Annotated in this window: 27 protein-coding genes; 22 read left to right on the top strand and 5 right to left on the bottom strand. The window is 66.9% G+C overall.

The genetic code is table 11. The features are described from left to right. Genes ACY5J6_RS04220 through ACY5J6_RS04195 form a run of 6 tightly spaced genes read left to right on the top strand, consistent with a single transcriptional unit; the run spans position 1 to position 5611 of the window. Complete coding sequence (locus ACY5J6_RS04220) at positions 1-675, top strand: metal-dependent hydrolase (protein WP_462846107.1); 675 nt, start codon at positions 1-3, stop codon at positions 673-675. Next, positions 668-1483, top strand: a complete 816-nt coding sequence (locus tag ACY5J6_RS04215) for a serine/threonine-protein kinase (protein ID WP_462846106.1) — start codon at positions 668-670, stop codon at positions 1481-1483. The genes ACY5J6_RS04220 and ACY5J6_RS04215 overlap by 8 nt, the downstream gene beginning before the upstream one ends. Before the next feature lies 1 nt (position 1484). Further along, positions 1485-3386 (top strand): AMP-binding protein, encoded by a 1902-nt coding sequence (locus tag ACY5J6_RS04210; RefSeq protein ID WP_462846105.1) that lies wholly within the window; start codon positions 1485-1487, stop codon positions 3384-3386. Next, positions 3373-3915 (top strand): tetratricopeptide repeat protein, encoded by a 543-nt coding sequence (locus ACY5J6_RS04205; RefSeq protein WP_462846104.1) that lies wholly within the window; start codon positions 3373-3375, stop codon positions 3913-3915. Before ACY5J6_RS04210 ends, ACY5J6_RS04205 begins: the two co-directional genes overlap by 14 nt. Before the next feature lie 30 nt (positions 3916-3945). Continuing rightward, positions 3946-5136 carry a hypothetical protein gene (locus ACY5J6_RS04200; protein ID WP_462846102.1) on the top strand — a complete coding sequence of 397 codons (1191 nt, stop codon included), beginning with the start codon at positions 3946-3948 and terminating at the stop codon, positions 5134-5136. Continuing rightward, the gene (locus ACY5J6_RS04195; protein WP_462846101.1) at positions 5126-5611 is read left to right on the top strand and encodes a hypothetical protein; all 486 of its coding nucleotides are present in this window, start codon (positions 5126-5128) and stop codon (positions 5609-5611) included. Before ACY5J6_RS04200 ends, ACY5J6_RS04195 begins: the two co-directional genes overlap by 11 nt. Positions 5612-5625: 14 nt before the next feature. Here the strand turns inward: ACY5J6_RS04195 and ACY5J6_RS04190 are convergent, their stop codons facing one another. Continuing rightward, positions 5626-6579 carry an IS110 family RNA-guided transposase gene (locus ACY5J6_RS04190; protein ID WP_462845240.1) on the bottom strand — a complete coding sequence of 318 codons (954 nt, stop codon included), beginning with the start codon at positions 6577-6579 and terminating at the stop codon, positions 5626-5628. A gap of 213 nt (positions 6580-6792) precedes the next feature. Between ACY5J6_RS04190 and ACY5J6_RS04185 the strand changes: the two genes are divergently transcribed. From ACY5J6_RS04185 to ACY5J6_RS04120, 14 genes are all read left to right on the top strand, one after another. Further along, positions 6793-7317, top strand: coding sequence for a hypothetical protein (locus ACY5J6_RS04185; protein WP_462846100.1), 525 nt, complete (start codon positions 6793-6795; stop codon positions 7315-7317). Further along, positions 7292-7639 carry a hypothetical protein gene (locus ACY5J6_RS04180; RefSeq protein WP_462846098.1) on the top strand — a complete coding sequence of 116 codons (348 nt, stop codon included), beginning with the start codon at positions 7292-7294 and terminating at the stop codon, positions 7637-7639. Before ACY5J6_RS04185 ends, ACY5J6_RS04180 begins: the two co-directional genes overlap by 26 nt. Positions 7640-7877: 238 nt before the next feature. Next, positions 7878-8042: a hypothetical protein gene (locus ACY5J6_RS04175; RefSeq protein ID WP_462846097.1), complete on the top strand. Its 165-nt coding sequence runs from the start codon at positions 7878-7880 to the stop codon at positions 8040-8042. Between the two features lie 4 nt (positions 8043-8046). After that, entirely contained in the window at positions 8047-8445 is a 399-nt protein-coding gene (locus ACY5J6_RS04170; RefSeq protein WP_462846096.1) for a hypothetical protein, read from the top strand. Beyond that, positions 8445-9398 carry a hypothetical protein gene (locus ACY5J6_RS04165; RefSeq protein WP_462846095.1) on the top strand — a complete coding sequence of 318 codons (954 nt, stop codon included), beginning with the start codon at positions 8445-8447 and terminating at the stop codon, positions 9396-9398. Before ACY5J6_RS04170 ends, ACY5J6_RS04165 begins: the two co-directional genes overlap by 1 nt. Before the next feature lie 12 nt (positions 9399-9410). Continuing rightward, positions 9411-10121 (top strand): P-loop NTPase family protein, encoded by a 711-nt coding sequence (locus ACY5J6_RS04160; RefSeq protein WP_462846094.1) that lies wholly within the window; start codon positions 9411-9413, stop codon positions 10119-10121. Beyond that, positions 10091-10636: a hypothetical protein gene (locus ACY5J6_RS04155; protein ID WP_462846093.1), complete on the top strand. Its 546-nt coding sequence runs from the start codon at positions 10091-10093 to the stop codon at positions 10634-10636. Before ACY5J6_RS04160 ends, ACY5J6_RS04155 begins: the two co-directional genes overlap by 31 nt. Before the next feature lie 14 nt (positions 10637-10650). After that, complete coding sequence (locus tag ACY5J6_RS04150; RefSeq protein WP_462846091.1) at positions 10651-11421, top strand: hypothetical protein; 771 nt, start codon at positions 10651-10653, stop codon at positions 11419-11421. A gap of 9 nt (positions 11422-11430) precedes the next feature. Beyond that, positions 11431-11979, top strand: a complete 549-nt coding sequence (locus ACY5J6_RS04145) for a hypothetical protein (protein ID WP_462846090.1) — start codon at positions 11431-11433, stop codon at positions 11977-11979. Positions 11980-11988: 9 nt separating this feature from the next. Beyond that, positions 11989-12792 (top strand): hypothetical protein, encoded by an 804-nt coding sequence (locus ACY5J6_RS04140; RefSeq protein WP_462846089.1) that lies wholly within the window; start codon positions 11989-11991, stop codon positions 12790-12792. Between the two features lie 9 nt (positions 12793-12801). Further along, the gene (locus tag ACY5J6_RS04135) at positions 12802-13080 is read left to right on the top strand and encodes a hypothetical protein (protein ID WP_462846088.1); all 279 of its coding nucleotides are present in this window, start codon (positions 12802-12804) and stop codon (positions 13078-13080) included. 462 nt (positions 13081-13542) lie between these two features. After that, positions 13543-13722, top strand: a complete 180-nt coding sequence (locus ACY5J6_RS04130; RefSeq protein ID WP_462846087.1) for a hypothetical protein — start codon at positions 13543-13545, stop codon at positions 13720-13722. Continuing rightward, on the top strand, positions 13719-14030 hold the full coding sequence (locus ACY5J6_RS04125) for a hypothetical protein (protein WP_462846086.1): 312 nt from the start codon (positions 13719-13721) through the stop codon (positions 14028-14030). The genes ACY5J6_RS04130 and ACY5J6_RS04125 overlap by 4 nt, the downstream gene beginning before the upstream one ends. 12 nt (positions 14031-14042) lie before the next feature. Next, positions 14043-14513 (top strand): hypothetical protein, encoded by a 471-nt coding sequence (locus tag ACY5J6_RS04120; protein ID WP_462846085.1) that lies wholly within the window; start codon positions 14043-14045, stop codon positions 14511-14513. Positions 14514-14590: 77 nt separating this feature from the next. Here the strand turns inward: ACY5J6_RS04120 and ACY5J6_RS04115 are convergent, their stop codons facing one another. After that, positions 14591-15748 carry an IS256-like element ISTth5 family transposase gene (locus tag ACY5J6_RS04115; protein ID WP_462844881.1) on the bottom strand — a complete coding sequence of 386 codons (1158 nt, stop codon included), beginning with the start codon at positions 15746-15748 and terminating at the stop codon, positions 14591-14593. Positions 15749-15852: 104 nt separating this feature from the next. Here ACY5J6_RS04115 and ACY5J6_RS04110 point away from each other — a divergent pair, with 104 nt between their 5' ends. Beyond that, positions 15853-16521 carry a glucosaminidase domain-containing protein gene (locus tag ACY5J6_RS04110; RefSeq protein ID WP_462846084.1) on the top strand — a complete coding sequence of 223 codons (669 nt, stop codon included), beginning with the start codon at positions 15853-15855 and terminating at the stop codon, positions 16519-16521. 735 nt (positions 16522-17256) lie between these two features. Here ACY5J6_RS04110 and ACY5J6_RS04105 read toward each other — a convergent pair. Further along, positions 17257-18174, bottom strand: a complete 918-nt coding sequence (locus ACY5J6_RS04105; RefSeq protein ID WP_462846083.1) for an integrase core domain-containing protein — start codon at positions 18172-18174, stop codon at positions 17257-17259. A 134-nt stretch (positions 18175-18308) separates the two neighbouring features. Here ACY5J6_RS04105 and ACY5J6_RS04100 point away from each other — a divergent pair, with 134 nt between their 5' ends. After that, positions 18309-20225 (top strand): hypothetical protein, encoded by a 1917-nt coding sequence (locus ACY5J6_RS04100; protein ID WP_462846082.1) that lies wholly within the window; start codon positions 18309-18311, stop codon positions 20223-20225. Here ACY5J6_RS04100 and murJ read toward each other — a convergent pair. Both murJ and ACY5J6_RS04090 read right to left on the bottom strand, forming a co-directional pair. Beyond that, the gene (gene murJ, locus ACY5J6_RS04095; protein ID WP_462846081.1) at positions 20179-21663 is read right to left on the bottom strand and encodes a murein biosynthesis integral membrane protein MurJ; all 1485 of its coding nucleotides are present in this window, start codon (positions 21661-21663) and stop codon (positions 20179-20181) included. The genes ACY5J6_RS04100 and murJ overlap by 47 nt on opposite strands. Then, the gene (locus tag ACY5J6_RS04090; RefSeq protein ID WP_462846080.1) at positions 21653-22723 is read right to left on the bottom strand and encodes a PDDEXK family nuclease; all 1071 of its coding nucleotides are present in this window, start codon (positions 22721-22723) and stop codon (positions 21653-21655) included. The genes murJ and ACY5J6_RS04090 overlap by 11 nt, the downstream gene beginning before the upstream one ends. Positions 22724-22763 lie beyond the last annotated feature (40 nt).

Here is a 22763-nt window from a genome sequence, read left to right as displayed (position 1 = left end):
ATGGTGGAGGTACGCTATCTGGGCCACTCGGCGGTCCTGCTCACCCACGGCAAGACCCGGATCGTCATAGACCCCTTCCTCACCGGAAACCCCACGGCCGCCTTGGGGGTGGAGGCGGTCCAGGCCGACCTCATCCTGGTGACCCACGCCCACGGGGACCATTTCGGGGACGCCGTGGCCCTCTCCAAGAAGGGGGGGGTGGTGGTCTCCACCTTTGAGATCGCCACCTACGCCGAGAAGCACGGGGCCAAGAGCGTCCCCATGAACCTGGGGGGCACCTACCGCTTTGAGGGGGGCTGGCTCAAGTGGACCCCCGCCTGGCACTCCTCCAGCTTCCCCGACGGCACCTACGGGGGCATGCCCATGGGGGTGGTGGTGGAGCTTGGGGGCAAGCGCATCTACCACGCCGGGGACACCGCCCTCTTCTCCGACATGCGCCTCATCGGGGAGATGGGGCTGGACCTCGCCCTCCTCCCCATCGGCGACCACTTCACCATGGGCCCCGAGGACGCCCTGAAGGCCCTGGAGCTCCTCAAGCCCAAGAAGGTGGTACCCATCCACTACAACACCTTCCCCCCCATCCGGCAAGACGGGGAAGCCTTCGCCAAGAAGGCGGGGGAAAAGGGCGTGGAGGGCCACGCCCTGAGGCCCGGAGAGGTGCTGGTCCTTGACTAGCCTGAGGCGCAAGGACTTCCGCCTGGAGATGCTTTTGGGCCTCGGGCAGACCGCCCAGGTCTACCTGGCCCGAAGCCCCTCCGGAGAGGCCGTGGCCCTGAAGCTCCCCCGCAAGGAGGTGCGCCGGGACTCGAGGCTTTCGGAGCGCTTTGCCCGGGAGGTCTCCTTTTCCCTCTCCCTCCGGCACCCCCACCTGGTGCGGGGGCTGGCGGGCGTGCCCTTTGGGGAGGAGGCCTTTTTGGCCCTGGAGTACCTCCCCGGGGGCACCCTGGAGGACCGCCTCCTGAAAGCCCCCCTCCCGCGGGAGAAGGCGGTGAAGGCCCTGGTGGAGGTGGGGGAAGCCCTCCTCTTTCTGCACCGCCGGGGCCTGGTGCACCAGGACGTGAAGCCCTCCAACGTGTTCGTGGGGGAGGGGGTTTACAAGCTGGGGGACCTCGGCACCGTGAGGACCCCGGAGGACCGGACCCAGGAGTTCGCCGGCAGCCCCCACTACCTGGCCCCCGAGCTCTTTCTGGGCGCCTCCCCCAGCCCCAAGAGCGACGCCTACAGCTTCGGGGTGATGGCCTACGAGCTCCTCACGGGCAGGCGGCCCTTCCGGGGCGAGACCCTGGAGGAGCTCCGGAACGCCCACCTCTTCCTCCCCCCACCCCCCACCGGCCTACCCCCCTACCTGGACCGGGCCCTGCGGCGCCTCCTCCTCAAAAGGCCCGAGGAGCGCCTGGGCGTGGAGGAGTTTTTAAAGGCGCTCAAAGAACCCCCCGGCAAGCCCCCGGAAAGGCCGAAGCGCCCAGGCCTGTGGAGGAAGTGAGATGGAACCCGTCTGGTACCCCAACCTCGAGGACGCCCGGGCCACCCGGCTCTACCGCTTCATGGAGGCCCTGGGCTTTGAAGACTACGGGCCCTTCTACCGCTACAGCGTGGAGGAAGCCGAGGACTTCTACCACCAGTTCTTCGCCCACCTCGGCCTCCCCTGGCGCCACCCCTACGCCCGGGTCATGGAAGGAGGGTTTCCCTTCCCCCGCTTCTTCGTGGGGGGGAGGCTCAACCTGGTGGAGGCCTGCCTCCGCCACGACCCCCAAAGGACCGCCCTCCTCCACGAGACCGAGGACGACCAGGTCCGCGCCCTGAGCTACGGCGAGCTAAGGGCCGAGGTGGCCCGGGTGGCGGCGGGGCTTAAGGCCTTAGGGGTGAAGCGGGGGGACCGGGTGGGGCTTTGGATGCCTATGGGGCTCGAGGCCGCCGTCCTCCTCCTGGCCACGGCCTGGCTCGGGGCCCTGGCCATCCCCATCTTCTCCGGCTACGCCGCCGAGGCGGCGAGCGTCCGGCTAAAGGACGCGGGGGCCAGGCTCCTCGCCACCCAGGACGGCTTCCTCAGGCGGGGAAGGAAGGTGGCGCTCCTTCCCGAGGCCCGCAAGGCCCGGGAGCTTTCGGGAACGGAAGGCCTCCTGGTGGTGCGCCGCCTGGGGCTTCCCCTGGAAGCGGGGGAGGCGGACTACCGGGACCTCTCGGGGGAGGCCTCTTCCCCGGAGGAGATGGAGGGCATGGACCCCTTCATGCTCATCTACACCTCCGGCACCACGGGCCGCCCCAAGGGCACAGTCCACTACCACGCGGGCTTCCCCCTGAAGGCCGCCTTGGACCTCGCCCTCCTCTTTGACCTCCGGGAGGAAGACCGCCTCTTCTGGTTCACCGACCTCGGCTGGATGATGGGGCCCTGGGCCATCCTGGGAGGCCTCATCCTCGGGGCCACCGTCTTCCTCTACGACGGGGCGCCGGACTACCCGGGCCCGGACCGCCTCTGGCGGATGGTCTCGGCCCACCGCCTCACCCACTTAGGCCTCTCCCCCACCCTGGTGCGGGCCCTCATCCCCCACGGCGAGGCCCCCGTGGAGGCCCACGACCTCTCCTCCTTGAGGGTCCTCGGCTCCACGGGAGAGCCCTGGAACCTCGAGGCCTACCTCTGGTTCTTCCGGGTGGTGGGCAAGGAACGGCTTCCCATCGTGAACTACTCGGGGGGCACCGAGGTCTCGGGGGGCATCCTGGGGAACGTCCTGGTGAGGCCCATCAAGCCCATGGGGTTCAACACCGCCGTGCCCGGCATAAAGGCCGCCGTCTTGGACGAGGAGGGAAGGCCCGCGGTGGGCAAGGCGGGGGAGCTCGCCGTCCTCGCCCCTTGGCCGGGGATGACCCGAGGCTTCTGGCAGGACGAGGCCCGCTACCTGGAGACCTACTTCCAGAAGGTCCCCGGGGTCTGGGTCCACGGGGACCTGGCCCTCCAGGACGAGGAGGGGCACTTCTTCATCCTGGGCCGCTCCGACGACACCCTGAAGGTGGCGGGGAAAAGGGTGGGCCCCGCCGAGGTGGAGACCGCCGCCACCCGCCACCCCGCCCTGAGGGAGGCCGCCGCCATCGGGGTGCCCCACCCGGTGAAGGGGGAGGCCATCGTCCTCTTCGCCGCTCTGAAGCCCGGTTTTACCCCCTCGGAGGCCCTGGCCGAGGAGGTGGCGGAGCGGGTGGCCGAGGCCCTGGGAAAGCCCCTAAGGCCGGAACGGGTCCTCTTCGTCCCCGACCTGCCCAAGACCCGCAACGCCAAGGTGATGCGCCGGGTGATCCGGGCCGCTTACCTGGGCCAGGACCCCGGGGACCTCTCCGCCCTGGAGAACCCGGAGGCGGTGGAGGCCATCCGGGAGCTGGGGAATGCGGGGGCTTAGCCTCCTTCTCCTCCTAGGCCTAGGCGTCCACGCGTGGGTTTCGCCACAGGGGCTGGGGGCCAAGGCCCCGGCGGGGCACCTCGCCTTCCCCCTGGAGGAGGCCTGCGCCCTCTACGCCCGGGGAGACATGGCAGGAACCCTGGCCCGCCTTAAGCCCCTCCTTTCGGGCTACGACCCCCCGGAGGAAGCCCTCCTCCTTTCGGGCTTCGCCCACTACCGCCTGGGAAGAGCGGAGGAGGCCCTCTACGCCTTCTCCCGCCTGGTGGGGACGCTTCGGGGTGGGGCGGAGGCCCTCTTTGGCTTCGGGCTGGCCCTCAGGGCCGCAGGGGACCTCGAGGGGGCAAGAAGCGCCCTGGAGGAGGCGCTCCGGCAGGGCTACGGGGACGCCGAGCCCGTCCTCCGTGCCCTCCCTCCCCCTTCCCCACCCGCCCCCAAGCCCCGCAAGGCCCCGCCCCCCTTCCGGGCGGAAGGGGGGCATTTCTGGGTGGAAGGCAAGCCCTTCCAGGTGCGGGGTGTGCTTTCCGCCTAGTCCGCGAACGGCTACCCGAAAGGGGATGCCATGGACGGGTTGGAAGGCCTCACGCCCTTTCAAAGGGCCCTGGTAGAGAAGGCGATCCGGTCAGGGAACCTGGCATGGGCTGAACGCCTCATGGGGCTGTTCAGCGCCCGCCAAGAGGGGGAGGGTGTCTCGGAGGCCCCCTCCCCCCCTTCCGCTCCGGCGGAGCCTCCTTCTCCCACTCCCCCCGAGGCCGCCCTCGAGGTGCCCTCCCCCGAGGCCGCCCCTTCTCCCGGCGCCATCCTCCAAGCCTGGAAAGAGGCCGGCATTAGAAAGGCCATGGAGGGGTCTAAGCCCGAGGGGGCGGCCTGGGACAGCGCCAAGCGGAAGGCGTTGGCTCTTTACCGGCGGGCCGGGGGGAAGGCCCCCTTGTGGAGCGAGACCCCCCGCTACGGGCGGCGGGCCGGCCCCGGCAGCTTAGTGGTCCTTCTCCTAGCCCTGGCCCTCTACCACCGGGTGGGCCCTACAGAGCGGTCCATGCTGATCTTCGCCCCCATCTGGGTTTTGGCCCGGGCCCTGGGAGTCTCCCGGGACAGCGTGGAACGGTGGCTCAAGGACCCCGAGGTGCGCCGGTGGGTGGGCTACCGGATTCTGAGGGTGAAGGTAGGAGATACGTGGCGCATCGCCGGAGTAATCCTGCGGGTGCGCCTGGCCCCGGTGCGGAAGGGAGAAGCGGTGAGGGGCCCGGACCGGGAGGTTTTCAGCCTACCCCTTCGTGACCTTCCGGCGGACATCCGCCTGGGCCTGACCGAGGCCCAAACCGCAGAGCGGCAATATAGAGAAGAGGCTCCCTTAATGCAAGAGAGGGTGTGGTCCCTGGTGATCCCCCTGGGAAGGTCCACGTTATCCCGCCTCAAAAACCCCCTCGTTACCTATATTGCCGCTCTGACCCTCCCCGCCCGGTCCGAGCGGCCTCTCTGGGTGGAAAAACTGGCCCGGGCCTTGGCCTCGCGGCTTCGGGACGGGCGGAACCTGGACTGGTGGCGGAAGGTGGCCTGGACGGTCCTGAAGGGGCTCCTCCTTGGGACCCGGACCCCCTTGGCCATCCTGGAGCGGGGCCTCCTCGTCCTTGAGGAAGCCTCGGGGGTGCGGAACCCCGCGGCCTGGCTCACGGCCTTCCTCAAGCGGGAGGGCTTCCTGGACCTCATGGCCTTTACCCAGGGCTTCCGCGCGGGGGTGGGGCATGCGGCTTGACCGGGTGAACCTGGCCCCCCTGGAGGGGGTCCTGCGGGCCATGGTGGAAGAGGCCCTGAACCAGCCTGGCAGGGTGGTACGGGAGGCCATCCCCACCTCCCCCAAGGACCGGGTGCAGGTGTTCGTGAAGGGCCAGGGCGGGCGGGTGATCCTGGCCATCCGGCGGCCTAAGGGGGAGGAGGACCCGCGGGAACTGGAGGCCCTGGCCCGGCGCATGGGCCTCTCCATCGTGGCCGGCCCCGAGAGGCGGTACGGGAAGACGCCTAGGCCCCAGGGGCCACGGGCCTACCTGGTGGCGGTGTGCCAGCCGGCTGAACCCTCCCCGGGATTCGCTGCCCAGGGCGCCGGCCCCGAGACCGACGAGAACCCTGGGCAGGAGGGCTTTGCCTGCCCAGCCCCTTCGGATTCCCCCACGGATACCCCCCTTCTGGAGGAGATACGGGCCCGGTTAAAGGCCCTGGGCTATCGGGCTTGATACTGTCTTGAGCGTCAAGCCACCCCCTGGGCTAACCGAGCGGCGTAGTACTCCCTGAGCCTCCCCATCATCCGCCTGAGGAGCTTGTGGGCCACGGCCACCAGCGCCTGCTTCTTCGTTTTTCCCCGCGAGAGCAGGCGGTGGTAGAAGGCCCGCATCTCCGGGTCATGGCGCACCGCCACCAGGGCCCCCATGTACAGCTTCCGCCGCAAGAGGGGAGGCCCTTTCTTGGAGAGGCGGCTCCTCTCCACGCTCTTTCCCGACTCCTCCCGCTCAGGGATGAGCCCCGCGTAGGAGGCCGCCCTCTTCGCCCGGCCCCAAAGCTCCGGGGGCAGGAGGGCCAGCACCGCCGCCGCCACCTGGGGCCCCACCCCGGGCAGGCCCATCAGCACCTCCGCCTCGGGGAGGGCGGCGAGGAGGGCCTGGACCCTGGCCTCCACCTCCCCAAGGAGCCCCTTCACGCACGCCAGCTCCCTCTGGAGGAGGGCGAGGACCTCCTTGCTCCCCGCCCATTCCGCCGCCTCCAGCTGGTTGAGGATGGCCCGCTCCCGCCCGGCCAAATCCTCCCGGTAGCCCACCAGGGCCTTGAGCTCCTGGAGGGCTTCTGGGGGGAGGGTGTAGGCCCGGAGGCTTTCCCGGTAGACCCGGGCGTAGTGGGCGAGGAGGAGGGCGTCCTGGCGGTCGGTCTTGTGGCGCTCTCCCGCGGCCCGGCGGAAGGCGGCCAGGTGGTAGGGGTTGACCAGGGCCACCTGGAGGCCCTTCTCCGCCAGGAGCTTGAGGAGGGGGAGGTGGTAGGCGCCGGTGGGCTCCAGGGCCACCCAGGCGGGGCGGAGGTGGGCGAGGGCGGCGAGGAGGGCTTGGCGGCCTTCAGGGGTGTTGGGGAAGCGGAAGCGGATGGGCTTGGCGGTGCCGGAGACTAGGGCCAGGTCCAGGTGGGGCTTGCTGACGTCAATACCTGCGCAGAGCATGGTCTTTCTCCCTTGGGTAGACTGAGGGAGGTGGCCACCCGGCCCCGTGGGCCTTCCATGTGGATGCGGTCTTTGACGACCGGGATACTGTGCGGCGGGGAGGCCGGGGCGGGTGGCTACCCATCAATCCCGCGGGCGTGGTGGCCCGGCGACCGGAGCGGTAGGGCCTCCCTCAGGGGGCAAGATACATACGACCGGTCTAGGTCGGAAGGCGTGGATAGCTACGCTTTCGCCCTGGAAACGGACACCATTCACCTCGCCCCGTACCTGCCCGTGGAGCGGATTCACCGGGGCCTGTCGGAGCTGGAACGGACCTACGTGACCGGCCAGTACCTGGCCAGCGTGCGGGTGGAGAACGGGGCGGTGACGTGGATCGGCCACACCTTCTACTACACCATTCGGGCGGAAACGGCTCTGGCCCTGGCGGAAGTGAGGCTGTCCGGTCGCATGGACGCTCCCTTCCCCCAAGGCCGGCCCACCGAGCATACCGTTTCGGCCCGGCTCTTCGTGGGGCCTATCCCTATGGGCAAGGGCCAAAAAGCGCGGGCCAAGCAAGCGGTGGAGCACGCCCTGGCTTCTCTGCCCACCTTCGTGGAGACCTTCCCCGAGGCCAAGGTGATCGCGGTGCTGGAAACGCGGGGAGGCCGGGGTGGCTGGAAGGCGAAACTGGCGTGGCACGACATGGGCCATGCGGCGGAATGGGGGAGGAAGCATGATCAACCCACGGCGGTGGATTGAGCGGGCTACGCGCCGGCGGAACCCGGAGATTGAGGCTTCCGAGGAGGCCCTTCTCGGGGTCCTGCTCACGGCGCCGGGAGAGGCCGGGGACGGACGGGAGGCGGCGCGGGAGGTGCTCACCCTGTGCGGGGGGGACCTGGCCCGCATCCCCGAGCTGGACGTGGAGGAGCTGATGGCCATCCCCGGGATCGGCCCGGGCCGGGCCGCGCGGGTGGTGGCCCTGGGCATCATCCTGGAAAAGCTTGGGGTACGGCGTTTTCCACGTTACGTGGTTGACATTCCAGAAAAGGTGGGGCAGGGTGAGTCTAATGCGGATCGCTGACCTACTGGACCTGGAAAAGGAGGTGACAGATGCCCAGGCACCGGCACCATCGGCGGCGGCGCCGGCTTCCGCCCCGGGACTCCAAGGGCCGGTTTCGGAAGCGGCGGTAGATCCCATCGCGCGGATCGTGGCCGAGCGGCCCAGGGCCCCTGAGCCCCAACCCGAGCGTGAGCCTCCTACCTCCCTTCCATCGCCCCGGACCCCCCTGCTTCCCCTTTTCCTGCTGGGGGCCGGGGCGGTGGCCCTCGTTTTCCTGGCCCTTCGCCCCAAGGCCAAAGCGCCTACCCCCGCTCCCCAGCCCCGTCCCGAGGTGGCGGGCGAAGTGGGGAACGCGGAGGTGATGGAGTATGGAGAACTCCCCGACCTATACGAACGGCTCACCCAGCCCTTCCTCTGGGCCTGACCTGGTGGACCCCATCGGGGCCCCGGTAGGGGGAGAGGAAAAGGCCATCCCCTTCCTCACCGCGGCCCAGATCCAGGGCTTCGTGGCCGACCTCTTCGCGGCCTTCGCCCCCCCGGACCGGGAGGAGCGCGTCCGGGCGGCGGTGAACCACCCCGTGGTGGGGGCCCTGCTTTCCGCCATCGGCTACGAGGAGGCCCTGGCCCACTACGCCGCCCGCCTCGGGGCCGCCAGCCTCTCCCCGGCCCAGAGCCTCCTCCTGGGCACCGGCTTCTTGGTGGGGTCCGGGGTGCTGGGCCTGGCCCTGGCCCGGCTAGGGGAGGGGAAGGAGGCCAAGGAAGAGGAGGCGGGGGTGGACCCGGACTTCCGCATGACCCCGGACCGCCCCCTTTGGGGAGGTGAGTGATGCCCAAGCTCATGAAGCGGTTGACCCAGGGGGCCAGCGAGCTGGTGGAGCCCCTGTACGTGGCCGCCATGATCCCCATCATGCTGGCCGCGGGCTGGGTAGCCCTGGCCGCGGCCCCGGTGGCCAGCGCCTGGATCAAACGCCTACAGCCTCCTAAGAACTCGGGAAGCGGGAACGCCGGCGGGGGTGGGGGAGGGGGGGACGACGCCCCCAAGGACCCCTACTTCACCGTGGTGCTGAACCCCTCCTTGGCCGGGGGCAACACCAAGGCCAACCAGAAGCTGGCCGGGATGGTGGCCTACTACCTGGCCCAGGGCAACCCCATCCCGGTGGTGGACCTTTCCACCGTGGGGGGCTACTATGCCCGCCTGCAGAAGATCAACGACCTGGCCCAGCAGGGGAAGAAGCCCTTCGTGGTGACCCTCTCGTCCGCGGCCCTCCACGCCCGGCTCCGGGGGGCGGTGGTCACCGGCGTGGCCCAGGACGTCCCGAACGCCACCCCCCGGGCCAAGACCGTGGCCCAGGAAAGCCTCTCCATGGCTCAGTTCCTGGGCAAGGAGGTGCAGGGGGCCTTCAAGGACGGCGGGGACGGGCGGGCCTACGCGGGGGTGGTGGACCTCTGGAAAGAGCCCACCCTCTTCGGCAACCCCAACGGCATCCCCCCCGAGGACATCTACTTCCACAAGACCCTCTCGGACGGGATAGACCACGGGGGCATCCGCTTGGACTTCCTCAGGCCCGACAAGCCCGCCATCCTGGGCCCAAACGGGCGGCCCGTGGCCGTCCACGGCGTTTGGCTCAACTACCTGGACGGGGAGGTGGACGCCAAGACCCTGAGCCAGATGGCCCAGAACCCCCACTTCGCCCTCCCCGAGCGCATCGCGGGCCGGCTAGCCCGGGCCATCCGCATGTCGGCGGGGTACATCCCCGCCATCCCCCCTGCCCCGAGGTGAAGCATGATCGGGATGAACCGTAGGTGGCTCATCGTGGGGGATTCGGGCACGGGAAAGAGCACCACCGCCCGGGAGGTGGCGGCCCTCTACGTGCCCCGGAAGAAGCGGATCCTGGTCCTGTCCATGTTCCCGGACTGGGGGGCGTGGATCCGGAAGTGGAAGGGGGTCTGGATCCGGGCCACGCGGGAGAGCGTGGGCCGGCTGGACTGGGAGAGCGTCCTTTCCTTCCGGCGGGCTTTCGTGGAGTTCGTGGGCTGGGCCCAGGAAGACGTCCGGGAGGCCCTGGACGCCCTGGCCCTCAGGGTGTGGAAGGGGGACGTGGACCATGGGCTGATCGTTTTGGACGAGGCTCACCTCTTCCTACCTCTGCACGGGGCCAGCCGGGAGTTTGAGCGGCTGATCCTGGGGATCCGCCACCGCCACGGGGACATGCTCTTTATCTCCCAGGCCCCTCAGCGCCTATCCATGCCCGCCCGGGAGCAGGCCAACGTCATCGTGGCCCATCGCCTCTCCTCCAAGGTGGCCCAGGAGCACCTTTTCCGGGTGGCCCCGGAACTCATGCCCTACCAGGAGCGCCTACAGCGCCTCGGGGTAGGGGAGCGTTTTTTGGTGGACGTGGAGAAGAAGGAGGTTTGGTTTTTACCCAAACGTGGACGCCCAGAGCCTTTGGGCGTTGGCATAGGAGGTGAAGGATGGAGATCAACAAGTACAGCCCATACGTGACGCGGTACAAGAACGTCCCGGTGGACCCCGGCCAGCCCACCTACCAGGATGTGTATACCCCCATCCTGGTGATCCAGCCGCCCCGGGACATGGTCTTCTTGGTGGACCCCCAGGAGAAGCTGGTCCTGAAGCTTTACGACGTGGACGGCAACGAGTTCCCGGACGACACCAAGCTCCGGATCAGCCTGCAGGGGGCGGGGGCGGAAAGCCTCCCGGTGCCCATCGGCAAGGCGGTCTACGGGCCCTGGAAGCGCCTGCCCTACACCGACCAGATTGACAACCGCAAAAACAGCTCCCTGGTGGTCTACTTCCCCTCCCTGGGCCGGCGGCCCTTCGCCATCCGCGAAGGGGAAAAGCTCCTGGTGGAGGTGAACGCCCGGGTGAGGATTGACTGGGACGCCAGCAACCCCGGCCTGAGCATGTTCGCCATAGACCTGGACATCCTGACCCTGGCCGAGGCCCAGCGCCGGGCGGCGGCCCTGGGCCGGGCCTTGGCCAGGCGGATGCGGCGCTGAGGAGGTGGTCAGTCATGCGCCGAACCCTACTCACCGCCAACGACTTCACCCCGAGCACCGAGCCCGTGGGCCAGGGGGAGTACGTGATCGCCGAGCGCAAGGTGCCCCCCCTCACGGTGGAGGAGTACCGGGCAGGGGTCCGGCTCTTCGCCCGGGTGCGGGCCCAGGCCGATTTCACCGTGAGCAGCGATGGGGACATCATCACGCTTCCGGTGCCCGGGGTGCGGGTGCCTGAGCTGCCGACAGGGGGCATCCTTTTGCTGGACAAAAACACCTTGCAGGAGTACCCCGTCTTCGTGGGGCATCCCGCCACCCCGCCCGCGGGCTACTACGGGGTGGTGGGCTTCACCCAGGACGGCCTGACCCGGAGGGTGGAGATCCACGGCCCCACCTTTCCCTACGACCTCCGCCTTCTCTGGTATCCCGCCCAGGGCCTGGCCAAGCTCCGGGTGACCCGCAGGGAAACCGGGGTGCGGAAGGACATCCTCCAGGTGGACCTCTTCCGCCTAAACGGCATTGACCACGATGACCGGGAGAAGGTGATCCGCCTGGAGCGGGGGGCCGCGGCCTTCCAGGACCGCTACCTCCAGGTGGTGGTCCAGGGCCTGGTGGACGAGGGCCGGGCGCAAAACGCCTCGTTTTCCGTCACGGTGGTGACCCTAGAGCTTCCGGTGCTGTCCTGGGACGTCAACACCTACGTGCGTCAGCTTTCCCGCGACCTCCGGCGGCCCCTCACCACGGACCAGGCCATGGCCCTGGCCGATGCCGCCTTGGCCAGGGTGTAGGAGGTGGAAATGAAGGACCGCGAACTCCTTTACCTTTTCCTGGGGCTGGGCGGGGGCGTGGCCGCCTACCTGGCCTACCAGGCCTGGAAGAAGAACCAGGTGGTGACCATCCCCATCCAGCACGGGGGCGGTGGGGCGGCTTCCCTTCAGTCCCCTCCTCAGCCGGCCCAGCCCACCATCCCCTCCCAGCCCGCCTGGCCCGGCCTGCCCCCGGCTTACCCGGTCCAGCCCGGGCCGGTGATGGGCTGGTACCAGCAGAACCAGCCCCAGATCCAGCAGGGCCTTTCTGGGATAGACCAGATTATCAGCGGCATCAACGCCATCGGCAACCTCTTCGGGCAGATCGGGGGGCTCTTCGGCGGGGGCTCCACCGCCCCGGCCCCGGACGCCTCCCTGGGGACCACGGACTACTACTGGGACCCCCTTTCTCAGAGCTACACCACCACGCCGTCCGACTTTTCCGAAGGGGGGTCCTGGTTGGGGACGGATAGCCCCTCCTCCTGGGACTTCGGCTATGACTACACCGCCCCGGTGGGAAGCTACGCCGGGTGGCTTTAGGAGGTGCCCGTGAGGCCTTGGATCTACGCCGCCCTGGGTTTAGCCGGCGGGGCCGTCCTGTACCTGGGGTATGAGCGCTACCGCCAGGAGCGGTACGGCCCCCGGGTGGCCGCGGCCTGGGGTGGGGGCCTCACCTCCCGGAGCGCGGTGGCCCTCGCCGCTTCCACCGGGCCCGCCCCGGCCCCGAGCAACCAGACCACCGCCCCGGCCCCGCAACCCCAGCCCGTGCGGCCCCAGCCCGTCATAGCCCAACCCCCATCCCCTTCCCCTTCGCCCCAACCCCTTCCGGGCATACCGAACATCGCGGTGCCCCGGGAGCCCCGCCCCGACCCCATCTTGGAGCCGGACGTCCCCGCCACCACGGACGAGATCACCTCGGACCTGAACCCCGAGCCCGTCTACGTCTCCCCGGACGACCTCCGGCGGGGGGCCCAGATCGTGGGAGCCCTGGCCCCCATCGTGGGCTTCCTGAACCCCGTGGTGGGGGCACTGACGGGGGCGGTGGCCCGGGGTATCGCCACGGTGGCGGATCTGGTGCCCCCACCCCAGCCCCAGCCCGTCCTGGGACAGGACAACCAAAGCCTGCCCGGCTATACGGACTGGCTGGCCTCGGAGAAGGGCTACAATGACCCGCTCTATGAACCCCAGCCCGTGGTGGACTACGGGCCTTCCATTGAACCCGTTCCCGCCCCGGACTTCTCCATCGGCAACGCCTTGGACCAGACGTGGGGCGGGGACTCGGACCTCTTCGCGTGGGGCGGGGACAGCACGGACTTCTCCATCGGCAACGCCATAGGCGACCTTTGGCTTTAGGAGGTGCGCATGAGCGAGACCACCAAGGAGTACCTGAAGTGGGGGGCCCTCGGGGCGGTGGCCGTCCTGGGAGGGGCCTACCTTCTGCACCGCGTGAACCCGGACCTTTCGGACCGGGTAGGGGCAACCTGGCTTCTCCAGAAGTTCCGGCTGGCCCCCACGGTCTACGCGCCGGACCAGGGGACGCCGATCTACCCCGTGGCCACGCCCCCGGCGCCCCTTCCGCCCGTGACCCAAGTGGGCCAGGACGTCACCGGGGTCTCGGACCTGGTGACCGCGTGGGTGTGATATGGCGAAGAAGCAGGCCAATCCCTGGGTCTACGCCCTCGGGGGGGCGGTGGTGGGGGGGCTCCTCCTCTACTGGTGGCGGCACCGCTACCCCATGGCCCCGGTCAGCTTCCATCCCCAGCTCGCGGTCTACCGGGCGGGTTATGGCGGGAGCGAGACCGCCATCACCCCGTTAGGCCTTTCTGAACCCTTGCCCTTGGAAGGCCCCACCACGCCCACTACGCCGGCTCCCGTCCCCCCGTCCCCGTGCGGGTGTAAGGGAGGTGGCCAAACCCAGCCTAAGGTGGTGGTGGATGCTTGGCCGGTTAGCCCGCCACCCCCACCGCCCTCCGGGGGATCCACTCCCCTTCCACCCCCACCGCAAACGGGCCCCGCTCCCTGCCCGCGGTTGCCGGGGGAGACCCTCATGAGCTGGCAGATCCGGTGTGGCCTGGTGACGGGCGTGATCACGAGGGGGTAGACATGGATCCCGCCATGATCACCGCGGTGAAGGAGCTGGGCTCCTTCGCGGTCATCATCTGGCTCCTGCTGGTGGAGATTCCCCAGTACCGATCGGCCATCAACAAGAACACCGAGACCCTGAACCGCATGTCGGAGATCCTGATGCAGATCAGCACCAAGCTGGAAGGGAGGGACACATGAACACGTTTTTGCTCAAAATGGCGCTGAACCTCCTCTTTGGCGCCTACGCCAAGGAGTTCGTGGACCTGGCCCAACGGCTCATCCTGGCCGCGGAACAAAGCGGCGGCACCGGGGAGGACAAGGCCCGGGCCGTCCTGGAAGCCCTCTCCAAGTGGGCCCAGGAAAAGGGGGTCTTGCTCAGCTTCCCGCCGGCCCTCAGGGAAGCCATCTTTCGCCTGACCATAGAGGTGTTCGTCTTCATCCTCAGCCGTCAGGGCCTCATCAACGCCCACAAGCAGGCCTACTACCAGCAGGAAACCTTTGCGTGACAGGAGGTAAAAATGATGACGGAAGACACCTCTCTTTACGCTATTCTTTACGCTACCGGCCTGGCCTACTCCACAACCTGTAACACTAAACCAGTGCCCATCAACTCATTTACCACAGTACGAAGGGCACCACGTTTTGGTAGAATAGATGACGGATTTGGGATTTTGGCAGGGTATTGGGGAGCGATCTATGCCGTGCTTTCGGACGAGGATACGCTGATTCTGTCCCAAGAGCCTTTGTTTGACGCGCTACTGTGGAACGCTTTTATTGATGTCAATCAGCCATTTGTTACTGAACCAGACATCATTTTGGTCTTGCGGAACTCAAAAAGCAAAGAGGAGTTGCGCTTCATGATTCGTGCGGATTGGGAAAACCAGAAAATACCTCTTTTCTCTATCAACCCTATAGTGACGGCCCCTTTTTGTTTCGATGAAGTTCAAGTGATATGGCCCAAGCCCATTCGGGGATACATAAACTCCTAAGCACGTTTGCTGGTGGCCTAACTATGGTAATGCTGGCCACCCTTCGGTAGTGTCCCGAATTTTGTGTACGCCCCCACCTAAGCCTGGGGGTATCTGAGATTGAAGATAGCACGGATCTCATCCTCTGCCTGCTGGAAGCCCCGGAGCTTTCTCGTCTGAAACTGCGCCTCGTATCGCTCGGCCACGAAGTAGATCAGCTTGAGTACGGCGTCGGGCGTGGGAAAGGTGTTGTCCCGGGTCTTGGTGGTCCGCTTAACCTCCTTGATCATTCGCTCAAGCAGGTTGGTGCTCTTGATCACCGGCTGCAGAGCCTTAGGGTAGTCGAAGAAGCGCAGCAAAGCCGCAGAGTGCTGAATCCAACTTGCCACCACCTGAGGGTACTTATCGGCCCAGCGACCCCTGAAGCTATTCAGCGCCTTTAAGGCTTCGTTCCGATCGGACGCCCGGACGATGGACGAGAGGTCCCGAAGCACCGCATCCTGATCCTTCCTGCGCACCCGCCGCAGGGTGGAACGCAGCTTGTGCACGGTGCAGAGCTGCCAGTGGGCTCTGGGGTAGACGCGCTTGATCGCAGTCTCGACTCCCGGCAGTTCATCGGTGATGAAAAGCAGCACCTCTTCGAGCCCTCGCTCCTTGAGCTCAAGGAGCAGGTCGCCCCAGCCCGTGCTTGACTCCGTGGGCAAAAGCCAAAATCCAAGAACTTCCCGGTAACCTTCCTCGGTGATGCCCAGGGCCAGGTAGGCGGCCTCGGTGGCTACACCTTCGTTTTCCTGGAACACCTTGACGAATAAAGCGTCCAGGTAGACGAAGGCGTAGCGCGGCTTAAGAGGGCGCTTCCTGAAAGCCTCCAGCCTGGGTAGCACTCCCTCTGCAATGCGACTGATGGTGCTGGCGCTGTAGGTCCCACCCAGCAGATACCCAAGGACCTCGCCCACCTTTCGCGTGGAGATGCCGGCGGCGTACATGGCCAGGGCAAAAGCCTCAAGGTCTTCCATCCGGCGTCGGTAGGGAGCGAACAGAGCGGTGTGGAAGCGGCCATCCCGCTCCCTGGGCACCCGCAGGCGCACCGGACCGTGTTTGGTGACCAAGCCACGCTCGTAGTACCCGTTCTTCTTTCCGCCCCACTCCGCTAGGAAAACCTCGCGTTCCAACTCCATCACCGTTTCCAGCGCTTGCTTGACGGCTTCCCTGACGACTTCATCCAGCCAGCTCCGGTCAATGCTAAAGTCGTGCATGGGGTACCTCCTGTCTCCCTCACAGGTACCCCCTTTCGCTTAGGCGGGCTTACACAAGATTCGCAACGCTACCCACCCTTCTCCCCTATCCCAGGAGGAAGGACATGGGAACGAACCAAAAACCCTTTGACCCCAACGCGAACCAGGGACCCTTTGACCCCAACGTTCTGCCCGATAACCCTGCCCTGCCCAAGGATCCCAGCCGGAGGGCCTTTATCCTCAAGATCGCTCCTCTGGCCAGGCAGGTGCAGGTGCTGACGGGGATACCCGCAAGCGTGGGGATCGCCCAGGCCATTCATGAAACAGGGTGGGGCACATCGGGCATGTACCGGGATTTGAACAACCTATTTGGGTTTAAAGCGGGATGTGATTCTAGTGGAAAACCCAGGCCTCAGGCTAGTTCGCAAGAGTGGCTTGAAGTGGACTGGGTAGCAGTTTTTAGGCCCGTCAATGAGCCTTGTCCATACTTCCGCAAGTATTCCTCGGCTTACGACAGCATTTTAGATTGGGCTTTGCGGTTTTATCGCCTCGTCTTTAAGTTTAAGGCCGATGATGGGTCTATTGCCAAGGCCCTAACTAACCGAAAGAACTGGGATGCTTTTCTTGCATCCGAAGCCTTGTGGAACTATAACTCGTTGCCCAAGGATCCTAGATCTCGGAAATACACCTCTAAGATTCGCAACCTGATTCTTATGCACCAGCTTTACCGCTACGATGTCCCAGTAAACTTTTGGCGGCTTAGACCAGATATAGCCGCCTTGGTGCCCACCTAAAACCATTCATCTGCCGCCTCGGTAGGCCGGGAAGTAAGCCTCACCCGAAATGCGTAATAACCAGTTCGCCCATCATAGTCGGCAACAACACGGATAGTAAGAATGGTGCCTGGTTCAGAGGTTAGAACATCGTTCTTTAGGCTCTTGCACGCTTGCTCTTGAGGGACGTTTCCGATGGCAACCGCATAGAGGAGCCAAGATCCCGGCCCACCTAACGGAAAGTCATAGACATGTTCAGGCCGAACGTGAGCGCTTGCAAAATCAAAAGGGCCGTTCGGCCATAAGCCCGTGATATAGCCGTTCTCACACCTCACCCCGAGGAACGGCACCGCCCTCGAGGTGCCCTCCCCCGAGGCCGCCCTCGAGGTGCCCTCGGGGGCGCTCGCAGGAGCAGGGGGGGTATCCTGGGAGGCCCAGAGGGGGGCGTTGGAAGAGTTTTCGTCCTGAACGGGATTAGCCACCTCTTGCTGGGCCGCGGGGATCCCCGGGGATCCCGCGGATACCTGAGGCGGGTTCTCCAAGGGCAACGCCTGCACCACCGGCGTCTCCCCCTTCGGCACCGAAGTTTCGTAGGCCTTGCCCAGCGCCTCCACCGCCCTTTGGCTCCGGTCGTGGGCCACCAGCAAAAAGGCCGCGGTCAGCCCAATGCCTATGCCCACCAAGAGGGATAGGCCAGCCTGCCTCATACCTCCATCATACCCACGTAACGTGGGAAAGCTTTTACCCAGGCTTAACCTAGGGGTCGGGCCCGGCCAAGGAGTAGTCCAGCACCACGGGCCGGCCCAACAGCTCTTCCGCCCTAGCCTTCGGAGTCTTCCAGCCCAGGGCCATGTGCTCCCGGCGTTCGTTGTAGACCTTGAGCCAGGATACGAAAAGCCCCGGCGCCTCGTCATGGGCCCAAGAGTAAAACTCCTCCCGCGCCGTGCGGTGGGCCCTTTCCACCCTGCCGTTGTACCGGGGGGTGCCGATGGGGATTAGGACCTGCTGAATCCCCCTTTCCCGCAAGAATCGCTCTACCGGGTGCTCCCGGTAAACGTGACTCAGGGCGGCGTAGGTCCATTCCGGCCCGTGGTCGGTGGCCCACACCTTCACCGGGAGGGGGAAGAAGGCCAGAGCCCGGTCAATGAAGTCTACGGCGGCCTGGGGTGTGACCTCGGGGTAAATCCGCGCGAACAGCAAGCGGGTGGCCGCCTCCACCGCGGTGAACTGGTAGGGGCCCTCGGCGTGGACATACAAGACATCCGCCTGAACCCAACCCATGGGCAGGGTTATATCCTTCCGCTTTCGCGGTCCCTGGGCCCGAGGGGTGTGGAGCCCTAGCCGCTCTAAGGCGTGGTAAATGGCCGTGTGGGAGGCTTTCAGTCCCTCCTTTTCCAGGGCCCGCTTGAGCCTCGCCCCGCGAAGGCCCTTCTCCCACAGCTCCTTCACCTTGGCGTCCAAGTCCGTACGGGCGCGGCCACGTTTTGGAGCGTTGGGGCGGTTGTATAGGGCTTCAAACGAGCGCTCCTCCTCATACCGCTTGATCCACTTCCACGCGGTGCTGACGCTGACCCCATGCTTCGCGGCTACCTCACGAAAACTTCGCCCTTCCTGGCGGGCCAGGACCATCTTCAACCGGTGCCTGGCAAGCTGGACGTGGGCCAAGCGATTCATAGGGGCCCTCGGGCGGTGCCCATGCGAGGGGCAACTCCCACGTTTCATATCACGGGGGGCTTGCATACCCGTTAGTCCATGCTAAAGTGAAGTTAGGGTACCGTTCGCGAACTCAACGGAAAACACACTTCCAGGTGCGGGGGGCGAACCTAGGGGTGGCCCTCCCGGGGCGCTTCCCCGCGGAGTTCCCCGAGGCGCTATGGCTCTACCGGGCCTGGCTGGAGCTTTTAGGAGGCATGGGGGCCAATGCCCTCCGGGTCTACACCCTTCTGCCCCCCGCCTTCTACCAGGCGCTTTTGGGCTACAACCGCACCCACCCCCAAAGGCCCCTCTACCTCTTCCAGGGCGTCTGGACGGAACTCCCCGAGGAGGAGGGCTACGGGGACTGGGAAGGCGCCTTCCTGGAAAAGTTCCTCCTGGAAGGGCGGGAGGTCCTGGACGCCCTCCACGGCAACCTCCGCCGCCCGCCCCGCCCAGGCCACGCCCACGGGGACTACACCGCCGACGTCTCCCCTTGGACCCTGGGCCTCTTGGTGGGGCGGGAGTTTGAGCCCTACTCCGTGGCCGCCTACAACGAGCGCCACCCGGGGCGGGCCTACCGGGGCCGCTTCGTAGAGGCCCTGCCTGGGGCGAGCCCCTTTGAGGCTTACCTCGCCGAGGTCCTGGACCGCCTGGCCCAGTACGAGTGGGAGGCCTACGGCACCGCCAGGCCCCTTTCCGTGTCCAACTGGCCCACCCTAGACCCCCTCCACCACCCCACGGAAAGCACCCGGGAAGAGGAGGTGGCCCTGAGGCGGGCAAAGGGGGAGCAGGTCCCGGAGGAAGCGGTCAAGGAGTACAACAACGACCAGGTGAGCCTGGACATGACCAAGATTCGGCCTACCCCGGGAAGCCCCTTCACCACCTTCGCCAACTACCACGCCTACCCTTACTACCCCGACTTCATGAACCTAGACCCTACCTACCGCAAAGCCCTGGGGCCCTTCGGCCCCTCCAACTACTTCGGCTACCTCCAGGACCTGAAGCGACACCACGGGGACCAGCCCGTCCTCATCGGGGAAACCGGGGTCCCGAGCAGCCGGGGTCTCGCCCACTTCCAGGCCCAGGGCTTCCACCACGGGGGCCACTCTGAGGAAGCCCAGGCGGCCATAGACGCCCAGCTCGTCCAGGAGGTGGAAGCGGCTGGCCTGGCCGGAACCCTGGTCTTTGCCTTTATGGACGAGTGGTTCAAGAAGAACTGGCTCTTCATGGACCTGGAATACCCCCCCGAGCGGGACCCCCTTTGGCACAACCTCCTGGACGCCGAGGAGAACTACGGGCTTCTCGCCGCCACCGCCAAGGAGGCTTTCCGCTTGGACGGCAACCCCGAGGAGTGGGAAAACGTGCCCTTCCTCCTCCAGGAGGAGGGGCGTTTCCTGAAGGCCCACGCCGACCCCGAGTACCTCTGGCTCCTCTACCGGGGCCCCCTCCCTCTGAAGGTCTACCTGGACACGGTTCCGGGAGGGGTCCCGGTGGCCCAGGGCTTCGGGGCGGAGTTTTCCCTGGAAATCAGCCCTGAAGGGGGAAGGCTCCTCGTGGAAAAGGGGTACTACCCCTACAAGGAGCTTTCCCACGGCCTTCCGGGGACGGAGTTCCTCCACTTCCGGGGCTTCACCAAGCCCGGCGAGGGCCCCTTCGTCCCCTTCGTCCTGGAGCCCAACCGCCGACGCACGGGCCGGGACGGCACCGACTACCCCCGCAAGACCTACGAGCTGGGAGCGCTGAAAAGGGGCCAGGACCCCTTGGTGGCCCGCGACCCCACCGCCGACTACGCCCTGGGGCCCGAAGGGCTTCTGGAGCTTCGCCTTCCCTGGGGGATGCTCCTCGTCACCGACCCGAGCCGCCCCACCGCCTGGTATGTCCCCGAACCCCTCCCCATAGAGGGCATCGGCCTCCTCCTGGAAAGGGGGAAGCCCCTCCGCTTCGCCTGGACCCCCTGGGAAGCCCCCGCCTTCTCCTTGCGGCTCAAACCCCTCTATTACCGCCTAAAAGACCTTTGGCGAGGGCCTTGAGGGGAAGGCCCAGGGCCCAGGCGGCAAGCAGGAAGAGCGCCCCACCCCCTAAGCCCCCCAGGAGGAGGGGAAGGAGGGCTTCCCGGGGGGAGGAACTCGGGAAGAGGTTCCCCAAAAGGAGCCCGGGCACCGCCGCCAGAAGCCCCGCCAGGGCAGCGCGCAACAGGTAGGGGGGCACGTACCCCACCCCCACCCCCTCCCGCTCCAGCCGGAAGAGGTAGAGGAAGAGGCCCAGGTACCCCGCCAAGGCGGTGGAGAGGTTGAGAAGGAAAAGCCCCGCATCCCTCAGGAGCCAGTAGCCCAGGGTGTTCAGGAGGAACACCAGGGCGCTGGCCGTGACCGCTTCCCGCACCTTCCCCAGGGCGTAAAGCCCCCGCAGGAAGAGGGTGTTCACCCCCCAGGGGAGCACGGCGAGCCCGAGGGCGGCAAGCACCTCCGCGCTATAGGCCCGGTTCTCTGGGGTGAGGGGCCCGAAGAGGCCGAAGAGGAGGACCACCGCGAAGGGGGCGAGGCCCGTGAGAAGCCCGCCAAGAAGGGCGAGGACCAAGCTCAGGCGCTGGAAGGGGCCCCGGAGGAAGCGCCCCAGGTCCTCCCCCTTCAAGGTGCTCATGCGGGGGAAGAGGGCGATGGCGGGGCTGGTGGCGAAGAGGCCCAGGACCATCTGGAACACCACCTCGGCGTTGTAAAACCCCGTGACCGCTGCGGGCGGGTAGCGGGTGAGGATGTTGGTGAGGACCAGGTTCAAAAACTGCCGGAGGGAGGTGGTGAAGGCGAAGGGCCCCATGCGGAGGAGGGCGGGGAGGAAGGCCGGGTGCCAGCGCCCCTCCAGGCGGAAGCCCCGGAGGAAGGGAAGCTGGACCAGGGCCTGGAGAAGCCCCCCTAGGCTCACGGAAAGGCCCAAGGCCGTGGGGTCCCCGGGGAAGAGGGCCATGAGGCCGATGGCCACCAGGTTGAAGGCCACGGGCCCCAGGGCGTAGGGCAGAAAGCGCTCCTCCGCCTGGAGGAAGGCCGAGAAGAGGGCGGCCATGGAGAGGCCGAGGAGGAAGGGAAGGAGAAGCCGGGTGAGCCAGACCACCTGGGCAAAGGCCTCGGGGGTGCGGAGGTGGCTTCCCTCGGCCACGAGAAGCCCCGCCACAAAGGGGGCGAGGAGGTAGCCCAAGCCCAGGACCAAGAGGTTCACCCCGAGGAGAAAGGCGGCGAAGCGGCGGGAGAAAGCCTGGGCTTCCTCCGGGGGGAGGGCCTTGAGAAGGGGAATGAGGGCGTTTTGCACCGCCCCTTCCGCCAGGAGCTCCCTTAGGAGGTTCGGTACCCGGTAGGCCACGTTGAAGGCGTCCTTGAGGGCATCGGGGTAGAGGGCGTTGAAGACCGCCTGGCGCACGAGGCCTAAGACCCTCGAGGCCAGGGTCCCCCCCATGACCAGGAGGACCTTACGGAGCATGGCCTTCCAGCGCCTCCTGGAAGACCTCGAGGAAGTTCGCCTGGTTCACCACCGTGAGCCCGTGGAGGGCGGAAAGCTCCTTGGCCCGGGCCTTGTCCATGCCCAAAAGGACCAGGAAGCTCTCCCTCTGGGAAAGGCCGAGCACCTTCTTGAGCCCGGCGTACTTGGCGATGTGGGCCTGGAACTCCCCGGTCTTGGCCTCAAACCAATAGACCCGCTCCCCCACCCGCACCAAGACGTCTAGCTCCATGGCCTCCCCGCCGGGGAGGGTCACCTGGTAGCCCATGGCCACCTCGTGGGGCAGGTTTTTGGAGCGGAGGTACTTCCTGAGCCGCTCGGCCACGTACCGCTCCAGCCAGCCCCCGGTGAGGAAGTTCTGGACCCAGCCCTCGGTGCTGGCCTTGGCCCGGAGGCGCCGGTCCTCGCTCTTGTAGTGGTAGGAGGTGAGGAGGGCGTACTGCTTGAGCATGGTGCAGAACTGGGTGGAGTTGGCGATCTCCTCCTGGGAGGCCTCGGTCAGGGAAAGCTCAAACTGGCGCTTGGTGGAAAGGCTTTGCTTCAAACGCTCGTAGAGCTTCTCCAGGCTAGGGTAGCGGTCCCCCAGGAAGAGGGCCAAGCGGGTGAGGACCTTTTCCTTCTCCTCTTCCTCCTGAGGCTTCCGCACCACCTGGATCCCCAGGCCCTGGAGCCACTCCTCCAAGGAGGCGGGCTTCTTGGGCTTCGGGACCTCCGGCGCCCTGTCGAGGGGAGGCCTGGCCGCCCCGGAGGCCTCCTGGAAAAGCCGCCACATCTCCCCCGCCAGGGCGAAGAAGCGCGCCCGCAAGGGGTCCTCCTCCCCCTCCAGGCCCGAAGGCACCGCCCCCGAGCGCAAAGCCCCCAAAAGCCAGGCCTCCAGGGCCTCCCTCAGGGCCTCCCGGGCAGCCTCGAGGTGGGAGGCCTCCACCCGGAGGCCCTGCTCGGGAAGCTCCCCCACGTAGCGGCCTGGGCCCAAAAGGTCGTACCGGGCCTGGGCCATAACCCGTTCCAAATACCGGGTGATCACGCCCACGCCCTCAAGCATAGCAAGTCCAAGGGAAAGGCCCCGGTCTTCCCAGGGCCTT

Source organism: Thermus sp. H19.2, assembly GCF_054979525.1.
This window is presented reverse-complemented; position numbering and strand designations above follow the sequence as displayed.

Coding starts and splice junctions, on each gene's coding strand:
- ACY5J6_RS04110 (WP_462846084.1), top strand. CDS start 15,853: ATGGGAACGAACCAAAAACCCTTTGACCCCAACGCGAACCAGGGACCC.
- ACY5J6_RS04130 (WP_462846087.1), top strand. CDS start 13,543: ATGGATCCCGCCATGATCACCGCGGTGAAGGAGCTGGGCTCCTTCGCG.
- ACY5J6_RS04120 (WP_462846085.1), top strand. CDS start 14,043: ATGATGACGGAAGACACCTCTCTTTACGCTATTCTTTACGCTACCGGC.
- ACY5J6_RS04155 (WP_462846093.1), top strand. CDS start 10,091: ATGGAGATCAACAAGTACAGCCCATACGTGACGCGGTACAAGAACGTC.
- murJ (WP_462846081.1), bottom strand. CDS start 21,663: ATGCTCCGTAAGGTCCTCCTGGTCATGGGGGGGACCCTGGCCTCGAGG.
- ACY5J6_RS04125 (WP_462846086.1), top strand. CDS start 13,719: ATGAACACGTTTTTGCTCAAAATGGCGCTGAACCTCCTCTTTGGCGCC.
- ACY5J6_RS04160 (WP_462846094.1), top strand. CDS start 9,411: ATGAACCGTAGGTGGCTCATCGTGGGGGATTCGGGCACGGGAAAGAGC.
- ACY5J6_RS04105 (WP_462846083.1), bottom strand. CDS start 18,174: ATGAATCGCTTGGCCCACGTCCAGCTTGCCAGGCACCGGTTGAAGATG.
- ACY5J6_RS04220 (WP_462846107.1), top strand. CDS start 1: ATGGTGGAGGTACGCTATCTGGGCCACTCGGCGGTCCTGCTCACCCAC.
- ACY5J6_RS04205 (WP_462846104.1), top strand. CDS start 3,373: ATGCGGGGGCTTAGCCTCCTTCTCCTCCTAGGCCTAGGCGTCCACGCG.
- ACY5J6_RS04135 (WP_462846088.1), top strand. CDS start 12,802: ATGAGCGAGACCACCAAGGAGTACCTGAAGTGGGGGGCCCTCGGGGCG.
- ACY5J6_RS04145 (WP_462846090.1), top strand. CDS start 11,431: ATGAAGGACCGCGAACTCCTTTACCTTTTCCTGGGGCTGGGCGGGGGC.
- ACY5J6_RS04150 (WP_462846091.1), top strand. CDS start 10,651: ATGCGCCGAACCCTACTCACCGCCAACGACTTCACCCCGAGCACCGAG.
- ACY5J6_RS04210 (WP_462846105.1), top strand. CDS start 1,485: ATGGAACCCGTCTGGTACCCCAACCTCGAGGACGCCCGGGCCACCCGG.
- ACY5J6_RS04200 (WP_462846102.1), top strand. CDS start 3,946: ATGGACGGGTTGGAAGGCCTCACGCCCTTTCAAAGGGCCCTGGTAGAG.
- ACY5J6_RS04165 (WP_462846095.1), top strand. CDS start 8,445: ATGCCCAAGCTCATGAAGCGGTTGACCCAGGGGGCCAGCGAGCTGGTG.
- ACY5J6_RS04115 (WP_462844881.1), bottom strand. CDS start 15,748: ATGCACGACTTTAGCATTGACCGGAGCTGGCTGGATGAAGTCGTCAGG.
- ACY5J6_RS04090 (WP_462846080.1), bottom strand. CDS start 22,723: ATGCTTGAGGGCGTGGGCGTGATCACCCGGTATTTGGAACGGGTTATG.
- ACY5J6_RS04195 (WP_462846101.1), top strand. CDS start 5,126: ATGCGGCTTGACCGGGTGAACCTGGCCCCCCTGGAGGGGGTCCTGCGG.
- ACY5J6_RS04180 (WP_462846098.1), top strand. CDS start 7,292: ATGATCAACCCACGGCGGTGGATTGAGCGGGCTACGCGCCGGCGGAAC.
- ACY5J6_RS04190 (WP_462845240.1), bottom strand. CDS start 6,579: ATGCTCTGCGCAGGTATTGACGTCAGCAAGCCCCACCTGGACCTGGCC.